Origin of the sequence: Microbacterium sp. 10M-3C3, from assembly GCF_003931875.1 — a bacterium.
GTDB lineage: Bacteria > Actinomycetota > Actinomycetes > Actinomycetales > Microbacteriaceae > Microbacterium.
This window is the reverse complement of the sequence record NZ_CP034245.1, coordinates 2,476,907-2,502,278: the sequence shown is the minus strand read 5'-3', so window position 1 is coordinate 2,502,278 and position 25,372 is coordinate 2,476,907. Positions and strand designations below refer to the sequence as shown.

Below are 25,372 nucleotides of genomic sequence, written 5' to 3'. Positions count from 1 at the left end.
GTGGCGGGGCGGCCGCTGCGCCGACGGGGTTGACACGGGCTCCCCGTCGGCCGCGCGGATGCGGCGGCCCTGCCGTAGAATCGGCGGCACGATGGACGACCCTCCTAGTCGCAGACCCTCGCCCCACCGACCCGGCTCCCGCTCGAGCGGGGGTGACGCGTGATGGATTACGTCATGCTGGGCGTGGGGCTCCTGCTCACCGTGGGCACCGGCCTGTTCGTCGCCAGCGAGTTCGCCCTCGTCAACCTCGACCGCGCCGACCTCGAAGCGCGTCGCGACGCCGGCGAATCGCGCCTGTCGATGACGATCGACGCACTGCGGATCACCTCGACCCATCTCTCCAGCGCGCAGCTGGGGATCACCCTGACGACGCTCCTCACCGGTTATACGATGGAGCCCGCCATCTCGAACCTGCTGCGCCCCGTCTTCACAGCGTGGGGCTGGCCCGAGGGCGTCGTCGTCCCCGTCAGCGCGGTCATCGGCGTCGGCTTCGCCACGGTGCTGTCGATGATCCTCGGCGAGCTCGTCCCCAAGAACTTCGCGCTGGCGATCCCGCGTCAGACGGCCAAGCTCGTGATCCCGTTCCAGGTGGCGTTCACGACGGTGTTCCGCCCCGCGGTCGCCGTCCTCAACGGCAGCGCGAACGGCGTCCTGCGCTCGATCGGCGTCGAGCCGAAGGAGGAGCTGTCCGGCGCACGCACCGCGGAGGAGCTCTCGAGCCTCGTGCGCCGGTCGGCGAGTGCGGGCGTGCTGGAGAAGGACACCGCCTCGCTCCTGGATCGCAGCCTCACGTTCTCGCGCTTGAGCGCCGCCGACGTCATGACGCCGCGCCCCAGCATCCACGCCGTCGCCGCCGACGACACCGTCGACGACGTCGTGCGCCTCGCCGTCCGTACCGGGCACAGCCGCTTCCCGGTGTACCAGGAGTCGATGGACGACATCGTCGGCATCGTCCACGTCAAATCCGCCGTGGCTGTGCCCCACGACCGGCGCCCCGACGTGCCGGCCGCGGCGATCGCGACCGAGCCGCTCCGAGTGCCCGAGACCGTCCACCTCGACGCGATCATCCCCGAGCTGCGCGCCCGCGGCTATCAGATGGCGGTCGTGGTCGACGAGTACGGCGGCACGGCCGGCGTGCTCACGCTCGAGGATCTCGTCGAGGAGATCGTCGGCGAGGTGCTCGACGAGCACGACCGCTCGCGCGCCGGGGTCATCCGGTCGGTCGGCTCCGTCACGTTCCCCGGCGACCTGCGTCCCGACGAGGCGCTGGATCGCGCGGGCGTGCGCGTGCCCGAGGGCGAGGTCTACGACACCGTCGGCGGGTACATCATGAGCGTGCTCGAGCGCATCCCGGCCGTCGGCGACGAGGTGCCGACGGAGGACGGGGTCCTGCACGTGCAGCGCATGGACGGCCGCCGCATCGACCGCGTGCGCTTCACGCCCGCGCCGCGGGAGGAGGACGTCGACGACCTCGTGCGCGCGGCCAAGGGGGGTGACCAGTCATGAGCGACTGGGCCGGCCTCGCATGGCTCGCCGTGCTGCTCGTCGCGAACGCGTTCTTCGTCGGCGCGGAGTTCGCCGTCATCTCCGCGCGCCGCTCTCAGATCGAGCCGCTGGCCGAGCGCGGCTCGCGCGCAGCCCGGGTCGCGCTGTACGCGATGGAGCACGCGACGCTCATGCTCGCGACGTGCCAGCTCGGCATCACGATCTGCTCGCTGCTGATCCTGAACGTCTCCGAGCCCGCGATCCACCACCTGCTCGCCGCCCCGCTGGGTCTCACGGGCCTCGGCGAGGCCATGGTCGACGTCATCGCGTTCGTGATCGCGCTGCTGCTGGTGTCGTACCTGCACGTCGTGTTCGGCGAGATGGTCCCGAAGAACCTCGCGTTCTCGCTGCCCGACCGGGCGGTGCTCTTCCTCGCGACGCCGCTCGTGTGGGTCTCGAAGGCGTTCTACCCGATCATCGTGGCGCTGAACTGGACCGCCAACCACGTCGTGCGGCTCTTCCGCGTCGAGCCGAAGGACGAGGCGGCCTCCACCTTCACGCTCGACGAGGTCGCGACGATCGTGAGCCAGTCGCGGCGCGAGGGCGTGCTCGACGACGCCGCCGGCACGGTCGCGGCCGTGGTGGAGTTCACCGACAAGAAGGCGCGCGACATCGCCGTGCCCCTCGCCGAGCTCGTGACCCTCCCCGAGACGACGACGCCGCGCGAGATCGAGCGGGCCGTCGCGAAGCACGGCTACTCGCGCTACGTGATCGTCGACGACGAGGGCGTGCCGATCGGCTACGTGCACCTCAAGGACGTGCTGCGCGCGGCCGAGCACGGCGACGACGCGGCGCGGCCGCTCGCGGCCAAGCGCATCCACCACATGGTGCCGGTCATGGAGTCCACCGACCTCGAGGACGCGCTCGCGCTCATGCGCCGCGCCGGTCGCCATCTCGCGCAGGTGCGCGACGAGGACGGCCGGACCACGGCGGTGCTGTTCCTGGAGGACGTCATCGAGGAACTTGTCGGCGAGGTGCAGGACGCCACCGCCCGCCGGCCGTGACCGCCAGACGCCCTCCTGCGCGTCGGGAACGGGCGAATCGGCCGGATGCAGGACGAATGCGCCGCAAACGTCCTGCATCCGGCCGATTCGCCTGATTCGGCGTGGTGGCCTGAGGCGCGGCTCAGCGGCGGCGGGCGCGCTCGTACTGCGGCGGCCACGGCGCGTCCGCGCCGAGCTCGCCGGCCGCACGCAGGGCGAAGTGCGGGTCGCGGAGCCACTCGCGTGCGGCCATGACCGCGTCGACCTGGTCCGACGCGACGAGGTGCTCGGCCAGGCGCGCGTCATCGATCATGCCGACGGCGTTCACCGGCACGTCCGCTTCGGCGCGCACGCGCGCCGCGAAGCCGGCCTGGTACGCCGGCCCGGTCGTGATCCGCTGATGCGCGACGAGCCCGCCGCTGGAGACGTCGATGAGGTCGGCGCCCGCGTCGCGCACGGCGCGGGAGGCGGCGACGGTGTCGTCGACGTCCCAGCCGCCCTCGGCCCAGTCGGTCGCCGACAGGCGCACGAACACCACGGCCGCCGGCGCTGCTTCGCGCACGGCCGCGACGACCCGGACGAGCAGGCGCATCCGGTTCTCGAGCGTGCCGCCGTACGCGTCGTCGCGCAGGTTCGACAGCGGCGAGAGGAACTGATGCAGCAGGTAGCCGTGCGCGGCGTGGACCTCGAGCACGTCGAACCCGACGTCGACGGCACGGCGTGCGGCGGCGGCGAAGTCCGCGACCACCCGCTCGATGCCGTCGGCGTCGAGCGGACGCGGCGTCGCGTATCCGTCGAAGGCGACCGCGGAGGGCGCCACGGTGGTCCACCCGCCGCGGTCGGCCGGCACCGTGCCGCGCTCGCCGGAGAAGGGCGACCACGTCGACGCCTTCCGGCCCGCGTGGGCGAGCTGGATGCCGGCGACCGCGCCCCGGCGGTGGAGGGCGTCGACGATCGGCCGCCACGCGTCGGCCCGCGCGTCGTCCCAGATGCCGGTGTCCTCGGGCGAGATGCGGCCCTCCGACGACACCGCGGTCGCCTCGGTGACGACGAGCCCCGCCCCGCCGGACGCGAACTGCGCGAGGTGCACGTGGTGCCACTCGGCGGCGTAGCCGTCGACGGCGCTGTACTGGCACATCGGCGCGACCCACAGGCGGTTGCGGAAGGTCGTGTCGCGCAGCGTCAGGGACGAGAACAAGCGGCTCATGCGGGCGGCTCCTCGGGGATAGGGTGGCGCGCATGCGCGCGCTCGACGAATGGACCGGGGACGACGTCCGCGGCGCCCTCCGGCTCCCAACGGCATCCGACGACAAGTATTCCCGCGGCGTCGTGGGGCTGCGCACCGGCTCTGACGCCTATCCCGGCGCCGCCGTCCTCGGCGTCGAGGGCGCGTGGCGGACGGGCACGGGCATGGTCCGCTATGTCGGACCCGACCGGCCGACGGCGCTCGTGCTGGCGCGTCGGCCCGAAACGGTCGCAGCATCCGGCCGCGTGCAGGCGTGGGTGATCGGGTCGGGTACGGATGCGGCGCACCGCGGCGACGATGAGGAGCGCGACCTGCGGGCGATCCTGCGGGGCGACGAGCCCGTCGTCGTCGACGCCGGTGCGCTCGACCTCGTGCGGGGGAGCACGGCACCCGTGCTCGTGACGCCGCACGCGCGCGAGCACGACCGGCTGCGGCAGACCGCCGGCCTCGACCCGGTGCCCGACGATGCGTCCGTCACCGGGCGGGCGGCGGCCGCCGCCGAGACGGCGGCGGCGTTCGGGGTGTCCGTGCTCCTCAAGGGCGCCGTGACGGTCGTGGCCACCCCGGGAGGCTGGACGCGGAGCGTCCAGGCGGGGACGCCGTGGCTCGCCACAGCGGGCACCGGCGACGTGCTCGCCGGTGTGCTCGGCGCCCTCGCCGCCGCGGCGACGCCGACGGATGCCGACGCCTTCGGCCCGGTCGCCGCGACCGGCGCGTGGCTGCACGGCGCCGCGGGGAGGCTCGCGGCGGCCCTCCACGGTGGACACGGTGGCCCGATCACGGCGCTCGACGTGGCGGAGGCGCTCCCGCGCATCGTCGCCGAGGGACTCGCCGCGGACTGAGCCCGCGCCGACCACCGGGCCGGTCCACGGCCCGGACCGTGCTGCGTCCTAGGATGATCGGGTGTCCCGACGCGCGCCGCTCTGGGTCGCGTTCGTCCTCGTGCACGCGGCCGTCGCCTGGGCCGGCTGGAACCTCCCCAGCCAGCCGATGGGCGACGTGTACCACGTGTACGAGCCGTGGTCGCTGAACGCCCTCACCGGGCAGGGTGTCGTGGGCATCACCGAGAAGTGGGTGTACCCGCAGCTGGCGCTCGTGCCCATGGTGCTGGCGTGGGGGCTCGCGTGGATCGGCAGCTACATCCAGGGCTGGTGGCTGCTGACCGTACTGCTGAACGCGGCCGGCTTCGCGCTCCTCGTCGGCGACGCCCGTTCGCGCGGACGCCGGACGGCGGCGTGGTTCTGGCTCGGCGCGATCTTCACGCTCGGCCCCGTCGCCCTGTACCGGCTCGACGCCGCCACGGTTCCCCTCGCGATCGCGGGCGCGCTGTGGCTCGTGCGCCGGCCGTGGCTCGCCGGGACCCTCTTGGCGGTGGGCACGTGGATCAAGATCTGGCCCGCCGCGATGATCGCCGCGGCGCTCGTCGCGCTGCGGCGGCGCGTCGCCGTGCTCGCCTCGGCGGCGATCGTCACGGCGGTCGTGCTGGCTGTCGTCGTGGCGGCGGGAGGCGGCGCGTTCGCGTTCGGCTTCGTCGGCGACCAGACCGGTCGCGGACTGCAGGTCGAGGCGACGGTCAGCACGCCGTTCGTGTGGCTCGCGATGCTGCGCGCCCCCGGCGCATCCGTGTTCTACAACAGCGACATCATCACGTACGAGGTCACCGGTCCGGGTGCGGATGCGCTCGCCGCGGCGATGACGCCCGTGCTCGCGCTCGTGGTCGTCGCCCTGCTGGCCGCCGGCGCGTGGAAGGTGCTGCGCGGGGCGGCCTTCGCGCGGCTGTACCCCGCCCTGTCGCTCGCGCTCGTGCTCGCCTTCATCGTGGCGAACAAGGTGGGCTCGCCGCAGTACCTCGCGTGGATCGTGCCGCCGCTGGCCCTCGGGCTGGTGCTCGACCGTGTCCGCTGGGCTGGTCCTGCCGCGATCGTGCTGGTTGCGTCGGGCCTCACGCAGCTCGTGTACCCGGTGATGTACGACCGGCTGCTCGCGACCGAGCTGACGCCCGTGCTCGTCCTGAGCCTGCGCAACCTGTCGCTCGTCGTGCTGCTCGTGTGGGCGTGCGTCGAGCTCGCGCGCGTGCCGGCGCGCGCCGGATTCGCGCTGATGCTCGAGCGCCGCGCGGCCGCCCGCGCGTGAGCGCCGCGCGGTAGCGTCGGAGCATGCTCGTCGCCTTCTCCGTCGCACCCTCCGGCACCGGCAACGCCGACGGCTCGGTGCACGACGCCGTCGCCGCCGCCGTCCGTGTCGTCCGCGCCTCCGGCCTTCCGCACCGCACCACGTCGATGTTCACCGAGATCGAGGGGGAGTGGGACGAGGTGTTCGACGTCGTGCGCCGCGCGACGGAGGCCGTGCTGCCCTTCGGCTCGCGCGTGTCGCTCGTGCTCAAGGCCGACATTCGCCCGGGGTACACGGGCGAGATCGACAGCAAGCTCGAGCGTCTGGAAGCGGTGCTTGACGACGAAGCCTGATCGTTCGAATCGATTCGCGCCGATGCCTGATCGGCGGTAGCCTGGCGTCGTGACTCCCTCGAACACATCGAGGGGTGCGGCGATGTGGGCGCTCCTCTCCCTCGCCATCGGCAGCTTCGGTATCGGCATGACCGAGTTCGTCGTCATGGGGCTGCTGCCGAACGTCGCGCACGAGCTCCTCCCGTCGGCGTGGGCGACGAACCCCGACGACGCCATCGCGCAGGCCGGGTGGCTCATCTCCCTGTACGCGCTCGGCGTCGTCGTCGGCGCGCCGACGATCGCGGGTTCGGTCGCGCGGTTCCCGCGCCACCGTGTGATGCTCGTGCTCGCCCTCGCGCTCACCGTCTTTACGACCTTCACGGTGCTCGCGCCGACGTTCGAGACCGTCGCCCTCTCGCGGTTCCTCGCGGGCCTTCCGCACGGCGCCTACTTCGGCATCGGCGCGCTCGTCGCCGCCGACCTCCTCGGGCCGGGCAAGCGCGCGCAGGGTGTCGCGTTCGTGCTGACGGGTCTCACCGTCGCCAACGTCGTCGGCGTGCCGCTCGGGACGCTGCTCGGCCAGAACGTCGGCTGGCGGGCCGCGTTCCTCGTCGTGGCCGGCGTGTTCGCCCTCGCGACGCTCGCGATCGCGATCACCGTGCCCCACCACGCCGGGCAGCCGGGCCGCCGCCTGCGCGACGAGCTGCGCGTGTTCCGCGTCGGTCAGGTGTGGTTCGCCCTCGGCACGGGCGCGATCGGGTTCGGCGGGTTCTTCGCGATGTACAGCTACATCGCCCCGATGGTGACCGAGCTGGCCGGCTCGCCGGAGTGGGCGGTGTCGATCGTGCTCGTGATCGTCGGTCTCGGGATGACGTCGGGGAACCTCGTCGGCGGACGCCTCGCCGACCGCGACCTGCGCTTCTGGCTGCTCGCCGGGCTCGCCGCCCTGGGCGTCGCATCCGCTCTGCTCGCCCTCACCGCGGCGTGGCTCCCGACCCTCGTGCTCTTCGCGTTCGCCGTCGCGTTCGCGGGGTCGGCGCTGAGCCCCAGCATCCAGACGCGTCTCATGGACGTCGCGGGCGACAACCAGTCGATCGCGGCGGCGCTGAACCACTCGTCCCTGAATATCGGCAACAGCCTCGGCGCGTTTCTCGGCGGTGCCGCGATCGCAGCCGGTCTCGGCTTCGCCGCGCCCGCGTGGGTCGGGGCGGCGCTCGCGGTCGCGGGCCTCGTGATCGCGCTCATCAGCTTCCGGATGGAGCGCGTGCCGGCGCTGGCCGTCGCGCGCTGACTCAGGTCGCGAGCAGCCGGCGGAGGTGCCGGCCCACGAGCTCCGTCTCGATGAGGAAGCCGTCGTGGCCGAAGTCGCTCGAGAGCACGACCGCGGCATCGCCGTCGAGGGTCTGCGGGATGCCGCGCGCGATCCGATGCTGGCCCTCGATCGGGAACAGGCGATCGGTGTCGATGCCGAGGACGAGCGCGGTCGCACTCACGCGCTGGAGCGCCTCCTCGACGCCGCCGCGCCCGCGCCCGACGTCGTGCGAGTTCATCGCCTCGACGAGCGTGATGTAGCTGTTCGCGTCGAACCGGCGCGTGAACTTGTTGCCGTGGAAGTCGAGGTACGACTCCACGGCGAAGCGCCCGCCGCGCCCGAGCGGGCTGACCCCCGACTGCCACGACCGCTGGAACCGGGCGTTCAGCTCGGTCGGGCTGCGGTAGTTCAGCAGCGCCATTCGGCGGGCGAGGGCGAGGCCACGATGCGGGCCGTCGCCCGCATCCGCGTCGTAGAACTCCCCGCCCGCGAAGCGCGGGTCGATGCGGATCGCCTCGATCTGCGTCGAGTTCAGGGCGATCTGATCCGCCGTGTTGGCCGGCGGTGCCGACAGCACCGCGACGCGCTCGACGCGGTCGGGCTCGCCGACCGCCCACTCCAGCGCGTGCATGCCGCCCATCGAGCCGCCGATGACGGCCGCCCAACGGTCGATGCCGAGTGCGTCGGCCAGGCGCACCTGCGCGGCGACCTGGTCGCGGATCGTGAGATACGGGAAGCGCGAGGCCCACTCGTAGCCGTCGGGCGCGATGCTCGCGGGCCCCGTGGACCCCTGGCATCCGCCCAGCATGTTCGGCGCCACCACGCACCAGCGGTCGGTGTCGATCGGTGCGCCCGGCCCGACGAGGTCGTCCCACCAGCCGGCGGTCGGATGCCCCGGCCCGGCGGGCCCGCGGACGTGGCTGTCGCCGGTCAGCGCGTGCAGCACGAGCACGGCGTTGTCGCGCGCGGGCGACAGCTCACCCCACGTCTCGTAGGCGAGGCGGAAGCCGGGGAGCTCTTCATCGCTCTCGGTGCGGAAGGCCCCGAATGCCGCGAACCGGCGGTCGCCGGGCGGGTCGCCGTCGCGCCACGCGCCGGTGGCGGGAGGACGACCGAGGAGAAGGCGCGCATCCGCCTCGGTCACGGGCGCGGACGGCACCGTGTCTTCGGATGTCTGCCAGTCCACGGCTCGTCGTCTCCGCCTCGTTCGGCTGCCTGTCGGGTGCTTCCATTCTCGCGGGCGCGCGGCGGTCGCGCCCGAGTGTTACGACGCCCGTCCGTGCCGCGCCGTCACGGGCGGAAGGCCCGCGACTCGTAGACGGCGCCGTGCTGGCCCGCGAGTGCGACCGGGCGACCGTCGATGCTCTGCACGAGGCGGCCGCTGGTCCGCAGGCCCGCCGGCAGCTGCGCATCGACGGCGGGGAGCACGCCCTGCGACTCGTTCGAGAGCCACACGACGCGGCGGTCGAGCGCGTCGCCGAGCGTGCGCGCGGTGTGCGCGAACCGCTCGCGGTCGCCCGGCTGGAGATACATGAGCACGGCGCTGTGGAAGACGACGAGGGTCGCATCGCGCGGCGACTCGGCGGCCACGTCGGCGACGGTGTCGAGGATGTCGCCCCGGACGATCGTCGGCGGGTCGGCGCGGGCGATCTCGGCGGCGGCGCGCAGCCCGGCGATCCGCCGGTCGTGATCGGGGCCCGGCCACACGAGCGTCTCGAGCCACGCGAGCGCATCGGGGTCGGCGGCATCCAGCGGCGACAGGTCGATCCCGGCGCGCCACACCACGTCCGGCAGCGCCGCCGGCACGACGGCGGCGTCGTCGACGCGGCACACGAGCCGGGGCCGGTCCCCGCCGATCGTGCGGACGCCCTCGGGCGTCTCGTACGCGTACGAGAACCGGTCGGGGTACAGGCACAGCCCCGCCGCCGTGCCGGTCTCCAGAAGCGCGATCGGCCCGTCCAGGCGCGCGAGCGCAAGGGTCGTCGTCGCGCTGCGACCCGGCTCGTTCGTCTGCGTCGAGCGGACCGACGCCGTGGCGACCACGGCGTCCCAATGCGCGAGCAGCCACGGACGCAGCGCCGCGAACGGCTCGAGCGGGGCGCCCTCCCAGCGGGCGGCGGCGTAGAGCAGATTGGGCTGCTGCAGCCGCGGGGGCAGGGCCGCGAGTCGCATCAGGAGCTCTGCGTCGTCGGCGATGCCGAGCGACCACTCCTCATACAGCGGCGACGTGCCGACGGCCCAGTCGGTGCCGAACACGGCGTACGCGCGGGCGAGTCGGGGGAGGGCGTCCGGGTCCACGGGCTCACGATAGCCCGCGGATGGACGGCGCCTGCACGGGCGGAGGGATGTGTCCACCCCTGGATCGGCCGGTTGGCGCGGCGCACGATGAGGGCATGGCGAGCTTCCTCCTCATCGCCGCGTCGAGCGACATCGGCGCGGCCACCGACCGGATGCTGCGTGCGGAGGGCCACCGGGTCGTCACGACCGCGCGGAGCACCGACCGCATCCAGCCCGACACGGTGCTCGACGCCGCCGACTTCGACGCCGTCGACGCCGCGGTCGCGGCCGCCGGAGACCTCGACGGCATCGCGGTGTTCGCCGGCTCGATGCTGCTGAAGCCCGCGCATCTGACCTCCCGCGCGCAGTTCGACGACATCGTGGCGGCGTCGCTCGCGACCGCGTTCGCCGCGGTCCGCGCCGCCGGCGCCCACATGCGCTCGGGCGGCTCGGTCGTGCTCGTGTCGTCGGCGGCGGCGCTCGCGGGTCTGCCGAACCACGACGCGATCGCGGCGGCGAAGGCGGGCGTGATCGGGCTCACCCTCTCGGCCGCCGCGAGCTACGCGTCGCGGGGCCTCCGCGTGAACGCCGTCGCGCCCGGGCTTGTGCAGACGCGTCTCACGGCGGGGCTCACCGCGAGCGCGACCTCCCGCCACGTGTCTGAGGCGATGCATCCGCTCGGCCGCCTCGGCGAGCCCGACGACGTCGCGCGTGCCGTGGCGTTCCTCCTCGACCCGGCGAACGACTGGATCACCGGTCAGGTGCTCGGCGTCGACGGCGGCCTCGGCAGCATCCGCCCGCGCCAGCGCGCCTGACCCGCCCCGCGGCCGACATTCCGGACGTTCGGACCCGATCCACCCCGAAACCCGCCGTCGCGGGCGGCGGCGGCGCGGCGCATCCGGAAAGTTGTGCACGGGCGGGGCAGGCGGAAACGGCGAAGGCCCCGGACCGCGCGAGCGGAACCGGGGCCTTCGCGGCGCGGGTCAGACCGAGGATGCGGCGGTCTCGCGCGCGGCGGCGAGCGCCTGGGCGAGGTCGGCCTTGAGGTCCTCGATGTTCTCCAGGCCGACCGACAGGCGCACGAGACCGGGCGTGACGCCGGAGGTCAGCTGCTGCTCGGGCGTGAGCTGCGAGTGCGTCGTGGAGGCCGGGTGGATGACGAGCGAGCGCACGTCGCCGATGTTGGCGAGGTGGCTGAAGAGCTCGAGAGAGTTCACGAATGTGCGCCCGGCCTCCACCCCTCCCTTCAGCTCGAATGAGAGCACCGCGCCGACGCCCTTGGGCGCGTACTGGTTGGCGGCGGCGTACCACGGCGACGTGGGCAGGCCCGAGTAGTTCACGGATGCGACGTCCTCGTGGTTCTCGAGCCACTCGGCGATCTCCTGCGCGTTCTGCACGTGGCGCTCGATGCGCAGCGACAGCGTCTCGATGCCCTGGATGAGCAGCCACGCGCTCTGCGGCGAGATGGCGGCGCCGAGGTCGCGCAGCAGCTGCACGCGCGCCTTGATGACGTAGGCGAGCCCGTCGCCGACGGCGGTGGTGTAGCTCGCGCCGTGGTACGACGGGTCGGGCTCGGTGAGACCCGGGAACTTCTCGACGTTCTTCGACCACTCGAACTTGCCGCCGTCGACGATGACGCCGCCGATGACGGTGCCGTGTCCGCCGAGGAACTTCGTCGCCGAGTGCACGACGATGTCGGCGCCGTGCTCGAACGGACGGATGAGGTAGGGCGTCGCGATCGTGTTGTCGACGATGAGCGGCACGCCGGCCTCGTGGGCCACGTCCGACACCTTGCGGATGTCGAGCACGTTGATCTTCGGGTTGCCGATCGTCTCGGCGAAGAAGAGCTTCGTGTTCGGACGCACCGCCGCGCGCCACTCCTCGGCGTCGTCCTGGTTCTCCACGAACGTCACCTGGATGCCGAGCTTGGCGAGCGTGTACTTGAACAGGTTGTAAGTGCCGCCGTAGATCGAGCTCGACGACACGATGTGGTCGCCCGCCTCGGCGATGTTGAGGACGGCGAAGGTCTCGGCGGCCTGGCCGCTCGCGACCAGCAGCGCGCCGGTGCCGCCCTCGAGCGCCGCGATGCGCTGCTCGACGACATCCTGCGTGGGGTTGTGGATGCGCGTGTAGATGTTGCCGAACTCGGCGAGGGCGAACAGGTTCGCCGCGTGCGTGGTGTTGTCGAACACGTACGACGTCGTCTGGTAGATCGGCGTGGCGCGCGCGTTCGTCGTCGGGTCGGGCTGGGCGCCCGCGTGGATCTGCTGGGTCTCGAACCGCCAGTTCTCGGGTGCCGACATGGTTTCGCTCCTGCGTTCGTGGTAGGACGGCCGGTGCCGTCGTCGGATGCGACGCTACGCATGCGTCCGGCGGCTGACAACGGCGGGGAAATGTGACGTAACAGCGGCGGTAGCGTGGCGGGCATGACGCGACGTGCAGTGGTGACAGGGGCGAGCTCGGGCATCGGCGAGGCGGCGGCGCGGGCGCTGCGCGCCTCCGGGTGGGATGTCGTCGGGGTGGCCCGGCGTGCCGACCGGCTCGAGGCGCTCGAGGCCGAGACGGGCGTCGTGGCGTACGCCGCCGACCTCATACGGCAGGAGGACGTCGCCGCGCTCGCCGAGTGGCTCGCCGCATCCGGCCCCGTCCACGCGCTCGTCCACGTCGCCGGCGGTGCGCGCGGCGCCGACCGCGTCGAGGACGGCTTCGCCGACGACTGGCGCTGGATGTTCGAGGCGAACGTGCTGTCGGCCCAGTTCCTCGTCGCCGCCCTGCTGCCGCTCCTGCGCGAGGCGGCCGCGGCCGACGGCCACGCCGACACGCTGTTCGTGACCTCGACGGCGGCGCAGACCGCCTATGCGGGCGGCGCCGGATACAACGCCGCGAAGGCCGGCGAGGCGATGCTCGCGAGCGCGCTGCGCCTCGAGCTGAACGGCGAGCCCATCCGCGTCATCCAGATCGCGCCGGGCATGGTGCAGACGGAGGAGTTCTCCCTCAACCGGCTGCGCGGCGACCGGAGCGCCGCCGACAGCGTGTACGACGGCGTCGAGGCGCCGCTGACCGCGGGCGACGTCGCCGACGTGATCGCGTACGCGCTCAACGCGCCCGGCCACGTGAACCTCGACCTCGTCACGATGCGCCCCGTCGCCCAGTCGGCGCAGCACCTCCTCGCGCGCGGGCCGCTGCGCGTGCGGCGCGTCGAGGACTGACGCCCGGTCAGCGGGTGGGCGAGGCGCCGGATGCGGCGGCCGCGGCATCCGGAAGGCTGTCGGCGAAGGCGACTCCGGGCACGAACAGCAGCAGCACGGCCGCGAGGAATCCGCCCGCCGCGCACACGATCCACACCGTGATGTAGCCGACGAGCGGGGCGGCGGTCGAGGCCACCGCGGCGCCCGCCGCACCGGCGAGGACGACGCCGAACACCGCCGACGCGAACGTGCCGCCGATCGTCTTGGTCGTGTTCGTGAGGGCCGAGGCGATGCCGGTCTGCCCGCGCGGCGCGGCCGCGGCGGCGGCGGCCGGCATCGCGCCCACCAGCGCGCCCGACCCGATACCCGCGATCGACAGGTTCAGCAGCACCTGCCACAGCTCGCGGTGGAACGGCACGAAGAGGGTGTATCCGACGCCGACGAGCACGGCCGCGCCGATGAGCACGACCCGAGGATTCCACCGGCGCGACGTGACGGCGAAGACGACCGCTCCCGCGATGAGCGACACGAGATAGACGCCGATGACGTTCGAGCGGTCGGTCGCGTCGAGCCCCAACCCGTAGCCGAGCGACCGGTCGGTGCCGGCGTAGGTGGCGAGCGGTCCCTGCGCGCCCAGCAGGCTGATCCCCACGAGGAACGCGGTCGCCTGCACGGGCCACATCTGCGGCTTCACGAGCACGCGGATGTCGACGGCGGGGTCGGGCTGGCGCAGCTCGTACCAGACGAACGCGGCGAGCACCGCGATCCCCGCGACGACGAGGGCCACGACGACGCCCGGCCCGGGTCCCGCGGGCACCCGCAGGAACGACAGGCCGCCCGTGACGAGCAGGAGGGCGAACGCGAGGATGACGAAGCCGCCGACATCCAGCCGGCGACCGGGCACCGGCTCGGACTCCGGCACGCCGAGCCAGATCACGAGCGACACGAGCGTCACCGCGATCGCGGGCACCATGAGCACGACCGTGAGGTTCCCGCCGGATGCCGCGAACAGGCGGCCGGCCGCGAGGGCGCCGAGGATCGCGCCCGCCTGCAGGCCCACGACGAGCAGGCCCGCGGCGCGGCGCGTCTGCGACACGCCCCGCTCCTGCCGGCGACCGCGCTCGAAGATGAGCGCGATCTCCAGCGGCAGCCACACGACGTAGAACCCCTGCAGCGACCACGCGAGCAGGAACGTCCAGAACGAGTCGGCGAAGACCAGTCCCCAGCTGGCGGCGGCCGTCAGCAGCGCCGAGATCAGCAGGATCTTCTTGTGCCCGAACATGTCACCGAGCTTCGCGAGGATCGGCAGCACGAGGGCTGACAGCAGCAGCTGCCCGGCCTCGAACCAGTTCACGTCGGCGTCGCGGATGCCCAGGTGCACGACGATGTCGCTGAACAGGGGCACGTAGTACCCCTGCAGGATGCCGCTCACGAGCTCGACGACGATGAACCAGCCGATGAGGCCCGCCGTGACCCCGAGCGCCGACGAGCGCAGCGCGCCGGCGCGCCCGTGCGCGGGGGCGGGGGCTCGGGTCACGCGCCGAGACTACACCGGCGTTTCGGTCGCGCCCGGGAGCGGCTCTAGGCTGGGGATCCCGGTGAGAGGAGAGCTCGTGGGCGAGGCAGTCGGTGAGCGCGAGATCCTGACGTGGGACCAGTTCGGGCAGGCGTCGCGGGATCTGGCCCGCCGCATCCTCGCCGACGGGTTCGTGCCCGAGGTGGTCGTGGCGATCGCGCGCGGGGGACTCCTGCCGGCCGGGGCCATCGCGTACGGACTCGGCGTGAAGAACTGCGGCGCGCTCAACGTCGAGTTCTACACCGGGATCGGCACGGTGCTGGACGCGCCCGAGGTGCTGCCGCCCCTCCTGGACATCGACTACCTGCAGGGCCGGCGCGTGCTGCTCGTGGACGACGTCGCCGACAGCGGCCGCACCCTCGCGCTCGCTGTGAAGCTCCTCGAGGACCGCGGTGCCGACATGCGCTCGGTCGTCATCTACACGAAGCCGACCACGATCGTGCGCCCCGACTACTCGTGGAAGGACACCGCGCTGTGGATCGACTTCCCGTGGTCGGCGCAGGGCTCGGTGCTCGACGAGGACGCCGCCTGACGTGGCGAAGAGCCTCGCCGAGCTCGCCGCCGCGAGATTGATCGACGAGGGGTGGGCGGACGCCCTCGCCCCGGCGGGGTCGAAGATCGCCGAGATCGGCGACCGCCTGCGCGCGGAGGTCGCCGCCGGCCGCATGTACCTGCCCGCGGGCGACCGTGTGCTGCGGGCGTTCCAGCGGCCGCTCGCCGACGTGCGCGTGCTCATCGTCGGGCAGGATCCGTACCCCACGCCCGGGCACCCGATCGGACTGTCGTTCGCCGTCGACGCCCACGTGCGGCCGTTGCCGCGGAGCCTGTCGAACATCTACCGCGAGCTGCACGACGACCTCGGCATCGCGCCCGCGCCGCACGGCGACCTGTCGGCGTGGAGCGACCAGGGCGTCATGCTGCTCAATCGCGTGCTCACCGTCGCCCCCGGCGCGCCGGGATCCCACCGAGGGTGGGGGTGGGAGGCGGTCACCGAGCACGCCATCCGCACACTCGTGGCGCGCGACGCGCCGCTCGTCGCGATCCTGTGGGGGAGGGATGCGGCGGGGCTCCAGCCGCTCCTGGCGTCGACGCCCGTCGTCGCGTCGCCGCATCCGTCGCCTCTGTCCGCATCGCGCGGCTTCTTCGGCTCGCGGCCGTTCTCACGCACGAACGCGCTCCTCGAGGAGCAGGGTGCGACCCCCGTCGACTGGCGCATCCCGGCCTGACCGTCGAGAGTGCACCGGCGCGCCGAGAGTGCACGCCCGAACGTGCCGTCTCGCTCGCACGGTGCGGGTTCGGCGCACGCCGTAGGCTGGGCGCGTGCTGGAGGACGAATACGACAAGAGCCGGCGGCGTCTGCCGCTGCACTTGCGGCGTCGCCCGGAGCCCGAGCGGCCGTTCTCGTACACGATCCGCCCCGCGGAAGAGCAGGATATCCCCGACATCCGGGAGATCTACAACTACTACGTCACGAACTCGGTCGTCACGTTCGACGAGAAGCCGTGGAAGATCGCGCAGTGGCGGGAGAAGTTCGCGCACCTGCAGAAGCTCGGCATGCCGTTCCTCGTCGCCGAGTCGCCGACGGGGCAGGTGCTCGGCTACGCCCTGGTGCAGCCGTGGAAGTCGAAGTCGGCCTACCGCTACACGGTGGAAGACTCGATCTACCTCGGCCAGGCGGCCGCCGGCAAGGGACTCGGCCGGGCGCTGCTGGAGGCGCTCCTGGATGCCGTGCAGCAGGCGGGCATCCGCGAGGTCGTCGCCGCGATCAGCGACAAGGGGGCCGACGCCTCGATCGCCCTTCACGAGAAGCTCGGCTTCACCGAGGTCGGCCGCATGGGCCGGGTCGGGTTCAAGTTCGGGCGTTGGCTGGGCGTCGTCTACCTGCAGAAGAGCATCCCGAAGCTCAAGAAGAAGCGCGGTCTGCTCGGCTGACGGCGGATGCGGCCTCCCGCACCGCGTCGACGAGCTCTCGCCATGCGCCGTCGAGGGCCGAGTCGGGCACGTCGGCCATGCGCGGGTCGGCGTCGGCGTCGTCGACCCGGATGCGCCACACGTAGCGGTCGGCGGATCGGTCGGTGCCGTGTCCGGTCGCGGCGTCCTCGTCCCACGGGCACGACGACAGCATGCGCCGCCAGCGGTCGGCATCGGCGGCGTCGGGTCGCGCGCGCCACTCGCGTCGCATGCCCGCGATGCCGCCCGAGCGGACGACGCTCACCGTGAGCGGGTGCGCGTCGTCGCGGTCAGGCTCCGGCTGATCCATCCTCGAGCACGCCGACGCCGCTCCATCCGGAGCGCACCGCGGCGACCTCCTCCGAGTCCTCACCGTACTCCGTCGCCGCCGTCGCCAGCGTCGCCCGCGCGAAGCCCGCGAAGTCGATTGTGGGGGACAGGTCGCCCTCGAGCGTGCGGTACCAGATGAGGCCCGCGCGCTCCCACGCCCGGCCGCCGAGCGCCGTCGCCGTGAGGTAGAACGCGCGGTTGGGGATGCCGGAGTTGATGTGGACGCCGCCGTTGTCCTCGGTCGTCTCGACGTAGTCGCGCATGTGGGCCGGCTGCGGGTCGGAGCCGAGCACGTCGTCGTCGTACGCGGTGCCCGGGGCCTTCATCGAGCGCAGGGCGACGCCCTGCACGGCGGGGGTGAAGATCCCCTCGCCGATGAGCCACGACGCGGCGGCCGCGGTCTGGCCCGCCGCGTGCTGCTCGGCGAGGGCTCCGAACACGTCGGAGAGCGACTCGTTGAGCGCGCCGGACTGCCCCTCGTACTCGAGTCCGCCCTCCGCGTCGGTGACGCCGTGCGCGAGCTCGTGCGCGATGACCGAGAGCGACCGCGTGAACCCCGCGAACACCTCGCCGTCGCCGTCCCCGAACACCATGCGCTCGCCGTTCCAGAACGCGTTGTCGTAGTCGCGGCCGTAGTGCACGGTCGCGAGGAGGGAGCCGCCGGCGCCGTCGATGCCGTTGCGGGAGAACGCGTCCCAGAAGAAGTCGAACGTGGCGCCGAGGCCATCGAAGGCCTCGTCGGCGGCCGCGTCGCCCGTGGGCGGCTCGTCCTCGCCGCGCACGCGCCGCCCCGGGAGGCGCTCGACGCCGCCGGCGTCGGAGACGACGCGATCGGGCGCGGGCGAGGTCTCGGCGACGAGGGCGCCGTGCTCGATCGACAGCCGCAGGCGCGACCGGCCGCGCGCGGGTCGCGGCGCGGCGAGCGTCCGTGCGGCGGCGGCGGCCGCGCGCGCCATCGTGGACGGCGCCGACTCGGCGATGCGCGCGAGGAGGAACGGGGGGACGATCGCGTGCCGGGGGGTCATGGTCCGACCCTAGAGGGCCCCGCCGACGTGCAGGGGCGACGCGCGACGGACGGATGCGGCCGTCGCCGCGCCGCCTGTGCTCTTACGGCTGGATCGTCGGCACGGACGCCAGGAGCGTGCGCGTATAGGCCGCCTGCGGTTGGAGGAGCACCTTCTCAGTCGGGCCCTCCTCGACGACGCGCCCGTCCTTCATGACCACCACGTCGTCGCACAGGTTCTGGACGACGCCGATGTCGTGGCTGACGAGCACGAGCGTGAGGCCTTCGCCGCGGCGCAGGTCGCGCAACAGCCTGAGGATCTGCGCGCGCACGGTCACGTCGAGGGCCGACAGCGGCTCGTCGCCGACCAGCAGCCGCGGGCGGTGCACGATCGCGCGTGCGATCGCGATGCGCTGGCGCTGCCCGCCGGAGAACTCGTGCGGAAAGCGCGCCGCCATGTCGGCCTCGAGTCCCACCTGCTCGAGCACCTGGCGCACGCGGGCGCGGCGGTCGCCGGGCACATCCAGCGCGCACAGCGGCTCGCCGACGATGCGTCCGATGCTCATGCGCGGATCGAGCGACGCGTACGGGTCCTGGAAGACGACGCCGGTCTCCCGGCGGAGCCAGTGCAGCGCGCGCGCTCCGCGGCGTGCGTCGACCGGACGGCCGTCGAAGCTCACCGTGCCCGCGTCAGGGACGTCGAGCGCGAGGAGCAGCCGCATGAGCGTCGACTTGCCCGAACCGGACTCGCCGATCACGCCCAGCGCCGACCCGGCGGCGACGTCGAGGTCGACGTCGCCGAGCGCGCTCGTGCGCGGCCGTGGCCCCAAGAGCGTGCGCCGCGGTGCGACGTAGGTGCGCGACAGACCCCGCGCCTGGAGCAGGATGTCGCTCATGCGCGGCCGCCCCCATCCGGCTCGGGTCGCCACAGGGTCGCCGTCGCATCCCGCAGGAGGGCCTGCGTGACGGGGGACTCCGGCGCCCTGAGCAGCTGCGACAGCGGGCCGGCCTCGACCACGCGCCCGTGCTCGAGCACGACGGCGTCCGCGGCGATCTCGCTGAGCACGGCGAGGTCGTGCGTGATGAAGACGAGCGACATGCCGGAGTCGGAGACCAGGTCGGCGAGGAGGCGCAGGATGCCCGCCTGGATCGTGACGTCGAGCGCCGTGGTGGGTTCGTCGGCGATGAGCAGTCGCGGACGGGCGGCCAGGGCCGCCGCGATCGCGGCGCGCTGCCGCTGACCGCCGGAGAGCTGATGCGGGTACCGCCGCACGATCGCGGCGGGATCGGGGAGGGCGACGCGCTCGGCCTCCGCGACCGCCCGGGCGCGCGCCTGCGCGCGAGGAACGCGTTCGTGGATGCGGATCGACTCGGCGATCTGCCGTCCGACCGTGCGGATGGGATTGAGGGCCGTCGCCGGCTCCTGGAACACCATGCCGATCTCGTCGCCGCGGATGCCGGCGAGCTCGCGGTCGGGAAGGCCGAGGATCTCGCGGCCGCGCCACGAGACGCTGCCGTGCGCGATGGCGCCCTCCGGCAGGAGGCCGAGGATCGCGAGGGCCGTGAGCGACTTCCCCGATCCGGATTCCCCGATGAGCCCCACGCGCCCGCCCTCGGGCACGTCGAACGAGATGCCGTCCACGACGCGGCGACCGCCGATCTCGACGACGAGGTCGCGCACCGACAGGGCGCTCACGAGACCACCCCCGGCACGTGCAGGCGCGCGGCGGGGGTGCGCTCGCCGAGCGTCGGGTCGGTAGCCTCGCGCAGTGCGTCGCCCAGCAGGTTGAGCCCCAGGACCGTCGCGGTGATCGCGAGGCCCGGCCACACCACCGACAGCGGGTGCACCGTGATGTAGGCCTGCAGGTCGCTGAGGAGCAGGCCCCACGACGGCTCGGTGCGCGGCGCGCCGACGCCGAGGTAGGACAGGCCCGCCTCGGCGAGCACCGCCACCGCCATGCCCCACGAGAGCTGCACGATGAACACCGGGGCGACGTTGGGAAGGAGATGGCGCACGAGGTTCTGCGCGGGGGTGAGGCCCGCAGCGCGACCGGCGAGGACATAGTCGCTGTGCAGCACGCGCCGCAGCTCGGGCCGCGTCACCCGTGCGATGTTGACGCCGAATCCGATCCCCACGGCCCACACCACGACCCACAGCGACCCGCCCCACACGGCCGCGATCATCATCGCGATGATCAGCACCGGGAACGCGATGAGGATGTCGACGAGCACGGCGACCGACTCGCGCACCCAGCGTGTGGTGAGCGCGCCGAGGGCGGCGAGGAGGAGCCCGAGCACCGTCGCGACCGCGCCGGCGCCCACCGCGACGAGCACGGTCGTGCGCGCCCCGGCGAGCAGGAGGCTTGCGATGTCGCGCCCGTTGTTGTCGGTGCCGAGCACATGCGGCCAGCCCGGATCGGCCCAACGGCCGGCGAGGTCGACCTCCTGCGGGTCGAACGGCGTCCATGCGAGGGAGACGAGCGCGGCGAGCACGATCACGCCCACCACGATGAGCCCGAACCGCCCCGTGCCCAGGCGCCACAGGCGCGCGGGCCAGCGGCGTCGCGACCGCGCGGTCGCCGGGGCGCTCATGCGGCGTCCCGCTGGCGCGGATCGAGGCTGCGGTGCAGCAGGTCGACGACGAACCCGATGATCAGCACGAACCCGGTGAGGGCGAGGAGCTCGCCCTGCACCTTCGGCAGGTCGCGGTTGCCCACGTCGCTCACGAGCATGCGGCCGATGCCGGGGAGGGTGAACAGCTGCTCGATCACGACGGCGCCCACGAGGATCCCGGCGATCTGCAGGCCCAGCACGGTGATGACCGAGAGGGCGACGGTGGGCAGCCCGTGGCGCACGAGCGCCTGCGTGCGGGTGAGCCCCTTCGCGGCGGCGGTGCGCACATAGTCCTGCCCGATGGCCTGCAGCGTCGCGCTGCGGACGAAGCGCATGAGCATCGCACCCTCGACGACCCCGATCGTCACGGCGGGCAGTACGAGGGCGCGGAGCGCATCGGCGGGCTGCGCCCAGCCCGCGCGGGGGAAGCCCTGCGCGGGCAGCCAGCCGAGCCACACCGCGAACACGACGACGAGCATCATGCCCGCCCACACCACCGGCACGGCGGCGAGGGCCTGCGCCCCCACGCTCAGCGCCGCGCCGCCGGGGCGTCCGCGGCGGAGGGCGGCGAGCACGCCGAACGGCACGGCGATCAGCAGGGCCACGAGCAGCGCGAGGAGGCCGAGCGGCACCGTCACGCGCGCCTTGTCGGCAAGCTCGGCCCCGACCGACGAGCCGGTCAGCAGCGACGTGCCGAGATCGCCGCGGAAGACGCCGGCGATCCATGCCCCGTACTGCTGCCACAGCGGCGCGTTCAGCCCGAGGCTCTCGCGGATGGCGGCGACGGCCTCGGGCGTCGCATCCGTCCCCGCGATGAGCTGCGCGACGTCGCCGGGCAGCACCCGCAGCGACAGGAAGATCAGCACACTGGCCACGGCGAGCCCCACCACGAGCAGGGCGAGCCGTGTCAGCGCGTAGCGGATCACTCCGACGACACCGTCACACCCGCCAGCGGCATGCGCACGTTGAGCGAGTTCTCCGGGAAGTCGGACACGTTCGTGCCGACAGCCGTGATCGGCGTGGCCAGGAACAGCCAGTCGGCGGCGTCGTCCTCCGCCACGATGCGTGCGGCCTCGGCGAGGAGGCGGTCGGTCTCCTGCGGGTCGGTCGACGCCTGCGACTGCGCGTACAGCTCCTGCACCTGCGCGTTGTCGTAGTCGAAGTAGTAGTCCGGATTCGCCCAGTTGCCGAAGTCGTGCGCCTCGACGTGGCGCACGAAGCTCAGGTCGTAGTCCTTGTTCGTGTACACGTTCTGCAGCCACGCGGGGAACTCGACGCTGTCGACCTTGAGCGTGACGCCGATGTCGTCGAACGCCGAGACGAGGTAGGTCGGGATCGTCGAGGTGTACACCGACGGGATGGTGAGTGTGAGCTCGAGGTCCTCCTGGCCGGCCTCGGCGAGCAGCTCCTTGGCGCGCTCGGGGTCGTACGACACGGTGTCGGAGAGGTCCTCGTATCCCGGGTCCAGCGGCGGGATCGGGCCCGACAGCGGCTCCGCGGCACCGCCGAGCGCCTCGATGAGCGCGTCGTGGTCGATCGCGGAGCGCAGCGCCTCGCGCACGCGCGGGTCGTTCAGCGGCGGGCGCGCGTTGTTGAACGCGAGCGTGCCCTTGTCGGTGGTCTGTCCCGTCTGGAGCGCGAACGTGCCGAGGCCTTCGATCTGGTCGCGGAACTCCGGGTCGACCTCCGTGACGACGTCGACGTCGCCGGCGGTCGCGGCGTTGGCGGCGGCGCTCTGGTCGGGGATGTAGTCCAGCACGACCTCGGCGACACCCGCCTTCTCGCCCCAGTACGCGTCGTTGCGGGCCAGCACGAGGCTGTCGCCCTGGTTCCACTCCGACACCGTGAAGGGTCCGGTGCCGTTGGCGGTGGTCTGCAGGTCGGCCGTGTCGCCGGTCTTGAAGACCAGCCCCGCGCGGCCGGTCAGCGCGAAGAGGAAGTCGGCGTTCGGTGCGGCGAGGGTGATGACGACGGTCTTGTCGTCGGGCGCGGTGATGGAGGTCGCGCCGGCCAGGTCGCTGCCGTTGACGATTGTCGCGTCGTCGCGCGCGGCCGTGTAGGAGGTGACGACGTCGTTGGCCGTGAGCGCCGTGCCGTCTTGGAAGGTCACGCCGTCCTGGAGGGTGAACGTGTACGTGAGGCCGTCGGGGGAGATCTCCCAGTCCGATGCCAGCGCGCCGACGACCTCGTTGTCGGCGTCGCGCGTGACCAGCCCCTGATACACGTTGTCCACGAGCGCCTGCTCGAGCGCCGCCCCGGCGGTGTGGCGGATGTCGAGGTTCGTCGGCTCGAGAGCGAGGCGCACCGTCAGGGTGCCGTCCGGGTCGGGTTCGCCGCCCCCGGCGGTGGGGGCGGGGGATCCGCCTCCCGTGCACGAGGCGAGGGCGAGCACGCTCGTGAGCAGCAGGGCGGAGGCGGCGAGCGCGGTGCGTCGCGACATGGGTGGGTGATCCTTTCGCAGGCCAGCGGCATCATCGATGCTGTCGGTGCCGCTGGGGCAACTCGGTGCGGTAACAGCCTATTGTCGGGGCGGAATCCGCGTCGTCGTGTTACCTGCAACACCTGGGCGCGCGTCATGTTCCCGGCCCGCGGTCATCGCCCGCCGGCCGGCTCGGATGTCGCGAGCGCACGGATGAGCCCGGCGAGCGCGACGGGGGCGTCCTCTTGAAGGTTGTGGGCGCCGTCGAGGGCGCGGATCTCGGCGTGCGGCAGGCGGCGCGCGAACTCGGCGGCGTCGTCGGGGGTGACGTAGCCGCGCTCGCCGCGGACGAGGGTGATCGGCGCCGTGACGAGAGCGAGGTCGTCCCATCCGGCCGCCGACAGCGCGCTGCGCACGGCGTCGTCGGGCTGCGGCGCGGCGGCCGCGGAGTCGGCGGATGCGGCGGCCGCCGCGAGGCGCGCGAAGTGGTGCTTCCACTCCACCCGGCCGTCGGCGCGGACGCGGGAGTTCAAGTACACGCCGCGCTCGGCGGTGCGGCGCGTGCCCCCGCCGAGGCCGAAGGCCAGGGCGCGGTCCACGAGCTCGTCGCGCGAGGCCCAGTCGGTCGGACCGGCGAAGAACGCCCGGATCTGCGACGGCCCCGCGCCGGGGTCCACGCCCGGGGTGATGTCGACGATCACAAGACGTGCGACCAGGTCGGGCCGGGTCGCGGCGAGGGAGGCGGCGGTCAGGCCGCCGAGGGACTGCCCCACGACGACCTGCGGTCGGTCGGTCCAGCGCTCCAGGCCCGTCACGACGTCTGCGGCCAGCACCGGGCCGACGTACGCCGCATCCGGCCGCCACGACGAGTCGCCGTGCCCGGGGAGGTCGATCGCGAGGGCGGGGAGCCCGAGGGCGAGGACGGCGGTGTCCCACGTGTGGGCGTTCAGGCCGGCGCCGTGGAGGAAGGTCACCACCGGCGGCGCGTCGCCGTAGCGCAGCGCGCTGAGCGTGCGGCCGTCGGCGAGGGCGAGGCTCAGCCGCTCGGCGCGGGGGAGCGGGCCGGCGACCCCGATGTCGGCGGCCTGCGCCGGCAGGAACGAGAACTCGTCGAACGCGTCGATCGAGGACGAGGGCAGGGGCTCGGACACGCGGCATCCTCCAGCGGTGGGGAAAGGCTTCGTTCATCATCCCGCCTGATCCCGGCGGCGCCGGGAAGATTACGCTGTCGGCATGGGCGAGCATCGTGTGCATCTGTCGAAGTCGGCGCCGACGGCCTACAAGGCGCTCGACGCGTTCGCGAAGTCGGTCGGCGCCGTCGCCGCAGACGCCGGCATCGACGCGCGGCTGAAGGAGCTCGTGCAGGTGCACGCGTCGCAGCTGAACGGGTGCGCCTATTGCGTGCGCGTGCACGTCGACCGCGCGCAGGCGGCGGGCGTGTCGTCCGACACGCTCATGCAGCTGTCGGTGTGGCGGGAGTCCGGCGTCTTCAGCGACCGCGAGCGGGCCGCGCTCGAGCTCACGGAGGCGTTCACGTTCATCTCCGAGGACGGCGTGCCCGACGATGTGTACGACACCGCCGCCGAGCTGTTCACGAAGGACGAGTACGTCGCCCTCAGCTGGATCCTCGTCTCCATCAACGCCTTCAACCGGGTCGCGATCGCCGGTCGGTACCCCGTGCCCTCGCGCGACGACGTCGACGTATGACCGCATCGGGCACGCTCGTCCCGGGCGCGATGAACTTCCGCGACGTGGGCGGGCTGCCCGCGGCCGGCGGCGTCACGCGCTCGGGGGTGCTCTACCGCTCCGGCAACCTCGCGGCGGTCACCGATGAGGGGCGCGCGGCCCTCCGCGGGCTGGGCCTGCGGCGCATCATCGATCTGCGCGACGACGTCGAGGTGCGGTGGGAGCCGAGCCGCATCGACGGCCTCGATCTGGAGACGCAGCGCGTGCCCCTTTTCACCGGCTCGGTGGCGTCGTTCTTCGCGGCCGATGTGAACCTGGCGGGCCTGTACTCGAGCCTGATCGACGAGTCGGCCGACCAGGTGGTGGAGGTGGTGCGCGGCATCATCGAGGCCCAGCCGGTGCTCGTGCACTGCACGGTGGGCAAGGATCGCACCGGCGTCGTGGTCGCGCTCACCCTCGCCGCCGCCGGTGTCGAGACGGAGGCCGTCATCGCCGACTACGCGCGCACCGAGAGCATGCTGCCCGCCGAACGCAACGCCGCCGTCCTGCGTCAGCTGCGCACGATGCACCCCGACGCCGTCAACCTCGAGGAGCTCGCGACGCGATCGCCGGCGCCGGTCATGCGAGCGATGCTCGAGCACCTGGATGCGGTCTTCGGCTCGCCGGCCGACTACCTGCGCGCGAACGGGCTCGCCGACGACGAGATCGCGCACCTCCGCCGCATCCTGATCGCCCCCGCCTGACCGGCGCTGTCGCCGGGGCTCGATCTCTCGCGAGCGAGAGATCAGGTTAGGCAAGCC

At 73.1% G+C, this 25,372-nt stretch carries 26 protein-coding genes; 13 read left to right on the top strand and 13 right to left on the bottom strand.

What is annotated here, in order from left to right:
• Positions 1 to 162 precede the first annotated feature (162 nt).
• A complete protein-coding gene (locus EI169_RS12190) occupies positions 163 to 1,506 on the top strand; it encodes a hemolysin family protein (RefSeq protein WP_125132572.1) in 1,344 nt (447 codons plus the stop codon).
• Complete coding sequence (locus EI169_RS12185; RefSeq protein WP_125132571.1) at positions 1,503 to 2,549, top strand: hemolysin family protein; 1,047 nt, start codon at positions 1,503 to 1,505, stop codon at positions 2,547 to 2,549. Before EI169_RS12190 ends, EI169_RS12185 begins: the two co-directional genes overlap by 4 nt.
• A gap of 121 nt (positions 2,550 to 2,670) precedes the next feature.
• Here EI169_RS12185 and EI169_RS12180 read toward each other — a convergent pair whose 3' ends face one another.
• Positions 2,671 to 3,735 (bottom strand): NADH:flavin oxidoreductase/NADH oxidase, encoded by a 1,065-nt coding sequence (locus EI169_RS12180; protein ID WP_125132570.1) that lies wholly within the window; start codon positions 3,733 to 3,735, stop codon positions 2,671 to 2,673.
• 32 nt (positions 3,736 to 3,767) lie between these two features.
• Between EI169_RS12180 and EI169_RS12175 the strand changes: the two genes are divergently transcribed.
• From EI169_RS12175 to EI169_RS12160, 4 genes are all read left to right on the top strand, one after another.
• Entirely contained in the window at positions 3,768 to 4,616 is an 849-nt protein-coding gene (locus tag EI169_RS12175) for an ADP/ATP-dependent (S)-NAD(P)H-hydrate dehydratase (protein WP_125132569.1), read from the top strand.
• Positions 4,617 to 4,677: 61 nt separating this feature from the next.
• A complete protein-coding gene (locus tag EI169_RS12170) occupies positions 4,678 to 5,907 on the top strand; it encodes a glycosyltransferase 87 family protein (protein WP_125132568.1) in 1,230 nt (409 codons plus the stop codon).
• Positions 5,908 to 5,930: 23 nt separating this feature from the next.
• Positions 5,931 to 6,239, top strand: coding sequence for a thiamine-binding protein (locus tag EI169_RS12165; RefSeq protein ID WP_125132567.1), 309 nt, complete (start codon positions 5,931 to 5,933; stop codon positions 6,237 to 6,239).
• 82 nt (positions 6,240 to 6,321) lie between these two features.
• On the top strand, positions 6,322 to 7,509 hold the full coding sequence (locus tag EI169_RS12160) for an MFS transporter (RefSeq protein ID WP_205783964.1): 1,188 nt from the start codon (positions 6,322 to 6,324) through the stop codon (positions 7,507 to 7,509).
• A gap of 1 nt (position 7,510) precedes the next feature.
• On the opposite strand, the gene EI169_RS12155 is transcribed toward EI169_RS12160, so the two are convergent.
• Positions 7,511 to 8,716: a homoserine O-acetyltransferase gene (locus EI169_RS12155; protein WP_125132565.1), complete on the bottom strand. Its 1,206-nt coding sequence runs from the start codon at positions 8,714 to 8,716 to the stop codon at positions 7,511 to 7,513.
• Between the two features lie 104 nt (positions 8,717 to 8,820).
• Positions 8,821 to 9,828 (bottom strand): DUF2332 domain-containing protein, encoded by a 1,008-nt coding sequence (locus EI169_RS12150; protein WP_125132564.1) that lies wholly within the window; start codon positions 9,826 to 9,828, stop codon positions 8,821 to 8,823.
• A gap of 95 nt (positions 9,829 to 9,923) precedes the next feature.
• On the opposite strand from EI169_RS12150, the gene EI169_RS12145 reads away from it, so the two are divergent.
• Positions 9,924 to 10,622, top strand: a complete 699-nt coding sequence (locus EI169_RS12145) for an SDR family oxidoreductase (RefSeq protein WP_125132563.1) — start codon at positions 9,924 to 9,926, stop codon at positions 10,620 to 10,622.
• A 168-nt stretch (positions 10,623 to 10,790) separates the two neighbouring features.
• Here the strand turns inward: EI169_RS12145 and EI169_RS12140 are convergent, their stop codons facing one another.
• Positions 10,791 to 12,110, bottom strand: a complete 1,320-nt coding sequence (locus EI169_RS12140) for a bifunctional o-acetylhomoserine/o-acetylserine sulfhydrylase (protein ID WP_125132562.1) — start codon at positions 12,108 to 12,110, stop codon at positions 10,791 to 10,793.
• A 123-nt stretch (positions 12,111 to 12,233) separates the two neighbouring features.
• Between EI169_RS12140 and EI169_RS12135 the strand changes: the two genes are divergently transcribed.
• Complete coding sequence (locus tag EI169_RS12135) at positions 12,234 to 13,016, top strand: SDR family oxidoreductase (RefSeq protein ID WP_205783796.1); 783 nt, start codon at positions 12,234 to 12,236, stop codon at positions 13,014 to 13,016.
• A 7-nt stretch (positions 13,017 to 13,023) separates the two neighbouring features.
• On the opposite strand, the gene EI169_RS12130 is transcribed toward EI169_RS12135, so the two are convergent.
• The gene (locus tag EI169_RS12130; protein WP_240640434.1) at positions 13,024 to 14,532 is read right to left on the bottom strand and encodes an MFS transporter; all 1,509 of its coding nucleotides are present in this window, start codon (positions 14,530 to 14,532) and stop codon (positions 13,024 to 13,026) included.
• A 76-nt stretch (positions 14,533 to 14,608) separates the two neighbouring features.
• On the opposite strand from EI169_RS12130, the gene EI169_RS12125 reads away from it, so the two are divergent.
• The 3 genes from EI169_RS12125 (at position 14,609) to EI169_RS12115 (ending at position 16,503) form a co-directional block, all read left to right on the top strand.
• The gene (locus EI169_RS12125) at positions 14,609 to 15,103 is read left to right on the top strand and encodes a phosphoribosyltransferase (RefSeq protein WP_240640433.1); all 495 of its coding nucleotides are present in this window, start codon (positions 14,609 to 14,611) and stop codon (positions 15,101 to 15,103) included.
• A 1-nt stretch (position 15,104) separates the two neighbouring features.
• A complete protein-coding gene (locus tag EI169_RS12120; RefSeq protein WP_125132560.1) occupies positions 15,105 to 15,797 on the top strand; it encodes a uracil-DNA glycosylase in 693 nt (230 codons plus the stop codon).
• A gap of 94 nt (positions 15,798 to 15,891) precedes the next feature.
• Positions 15,892 to 16,503 (top strand): GNAT family N-acetyltransferase, encoded by a 612-nt coding sequence (locus EI169_RS12115; RefSeq protein ID WP_125132559.1) that lies wholly within the window; start codon positions 15,892 to 15,894, stop codon positions 16,501 to 16,503.
• Here the strand turns inward: EI169_RS12115 and EI169_RS12110 are convergent.
• From EI169_RS12110 to EI169_RS12075, 8 genes are all read right to left on the bottom strand, one after another.
• A complete protein-coding gene (locus EI169_RS12110) occupies positions 16,475 to 16,831 on the bottom strand; it encodes a protealysin inhibitor emfourin (RefSeq protein WP_125132558.1) in 357 nt (118 codons plus the stop codon). The genes EI169_RS12115 and EI169_RS12110 overlap by 29 nt on opposite strands.
• Positions 16,812 to 17,876 carry a M4 family metallopeptidase gene (locus EI169_RS12105; protein WP_125132557.1) on the bottom strand — a complete coding sequence of 355 codons (1,065 nt, stop codon included), beginning with the start codon at positions 17,874 to 17,876 and terminating at the stop codon, positions 16,812 to 16,814. The genes EI169_RS12110 and EI169_RS12105 overlap by 20 nt, the downstream gene beginning before the upstream one ends.
• 82 nt (positions 17,877 to 17,958) lie before the next feature.
• Positions 17,959 to 18,750 (bottom strand): ATP-binding cassette domain-containing protein, encoded by a 792-nt coding sequence (locus EI169_RS12100; RefSeq protein WP_125132556.1) that lies wholly within the window; start codon positions 18,748 to 18,750, stop codon positions 17,959 to 17,961.
• Positions 18,747 to 19,550: an ABC transporter ATP-binding protein gene (locus EI169_RS12095; protein WP_125132555.1), complete on the bottom strand. Its 804-nt coding sequence runs from the start codon at positions 19,548 to 19,550 to the stop codon at positions 18,747 to 18,749. Before EI169_RS12095 ends, EI169_RS12100 begins: the two co-directional genes overlap by 4 nt.
• Positions 19,547 to 20,446, bottom strand: a complete 900-nt coding sequence (locus EI169_RS12090; protein WP_125132554.1) for an ABC transporter permease — start codon at positions 20,444 to 20,446, stop codon at positions 19,547 to 19,549. Before EI169_RS12090 ends, EI169_RS12095 begins: the two co-directional genes overlap by 4 nt.
• Positions 20,443 to 21,393 (bottom strand): ABC transporter permease, encoded by a 951-nt coding sequence (locus EI169_RS12085; RefSeq protein WP_125132553.1) that lies wholly within the window; start codon positions 21,391 to 21,393, stop codon positions 20,443 to 20,445. The genes EI169_RS12090 and EI169_RS12085 overlap by 4 nt, the downstream gene beginning before the upstream one ends.
• Entirely contained in the window at positions 21,390 to 22,907 is a 1,518-nt protein-coding gene (locus EI169_RS12080; RefSeq protein ID WP_125132552.1) for an ABC transporter substrate-binding protein, read from the bottom strand. Before EI169_RS12080 ends, EI169_RS12085 begins: the two co-directional genes overlap by 4 nt.
• Before the next feature lie 152 nt (positions 22,908 to 23,059).
• Positions 23,060 to 24,037 (bottom strand): alpha/beta hydrolase, encoded by a 978-nt coding sequence (locus EI169_RS12075; RefSeq protein WP_240640432.1) that lies wholly within the window; start codon positions 24,035 to 24,037, stop codon positions 23,060 to 23,062.
• An 82-nt stretch (positions 24,038 to 24,119) separates the two neighbouring features.
• On the opposite strand from EI169_RS12075, the gene EI169_RS12070 reads away from it, so the two are divergent.
• Together EI169_RS12070 and EI169_RS12065 are read left to right on the top strand one after the other, a co-directional pair.
• Entirely contained in the window at positions 24,120 to 24,593 is a 474-nt protein-coding gene (locus EI169_RS12070; RefSeq protein ID WP_125132551.1) for a carboxymuconolactone decarboxylase family protein, read from the top strand.
• Entirely contained in the window at positions 24,590 to 25,315 is a 726-nt protein-coding gene (locus tag EI169_RS12065) for a tyrosine-protein phosphatase (RefSeq protein WP_125132550.1), read from the top strand. The genes EI169_RS12070 and EI169_RS12065 overlap by 4 nt, the downstream gene beginning before the upstream one ends.
• Positions 25,316 to 25,372 lie beyond the last annotated feature (57 nt).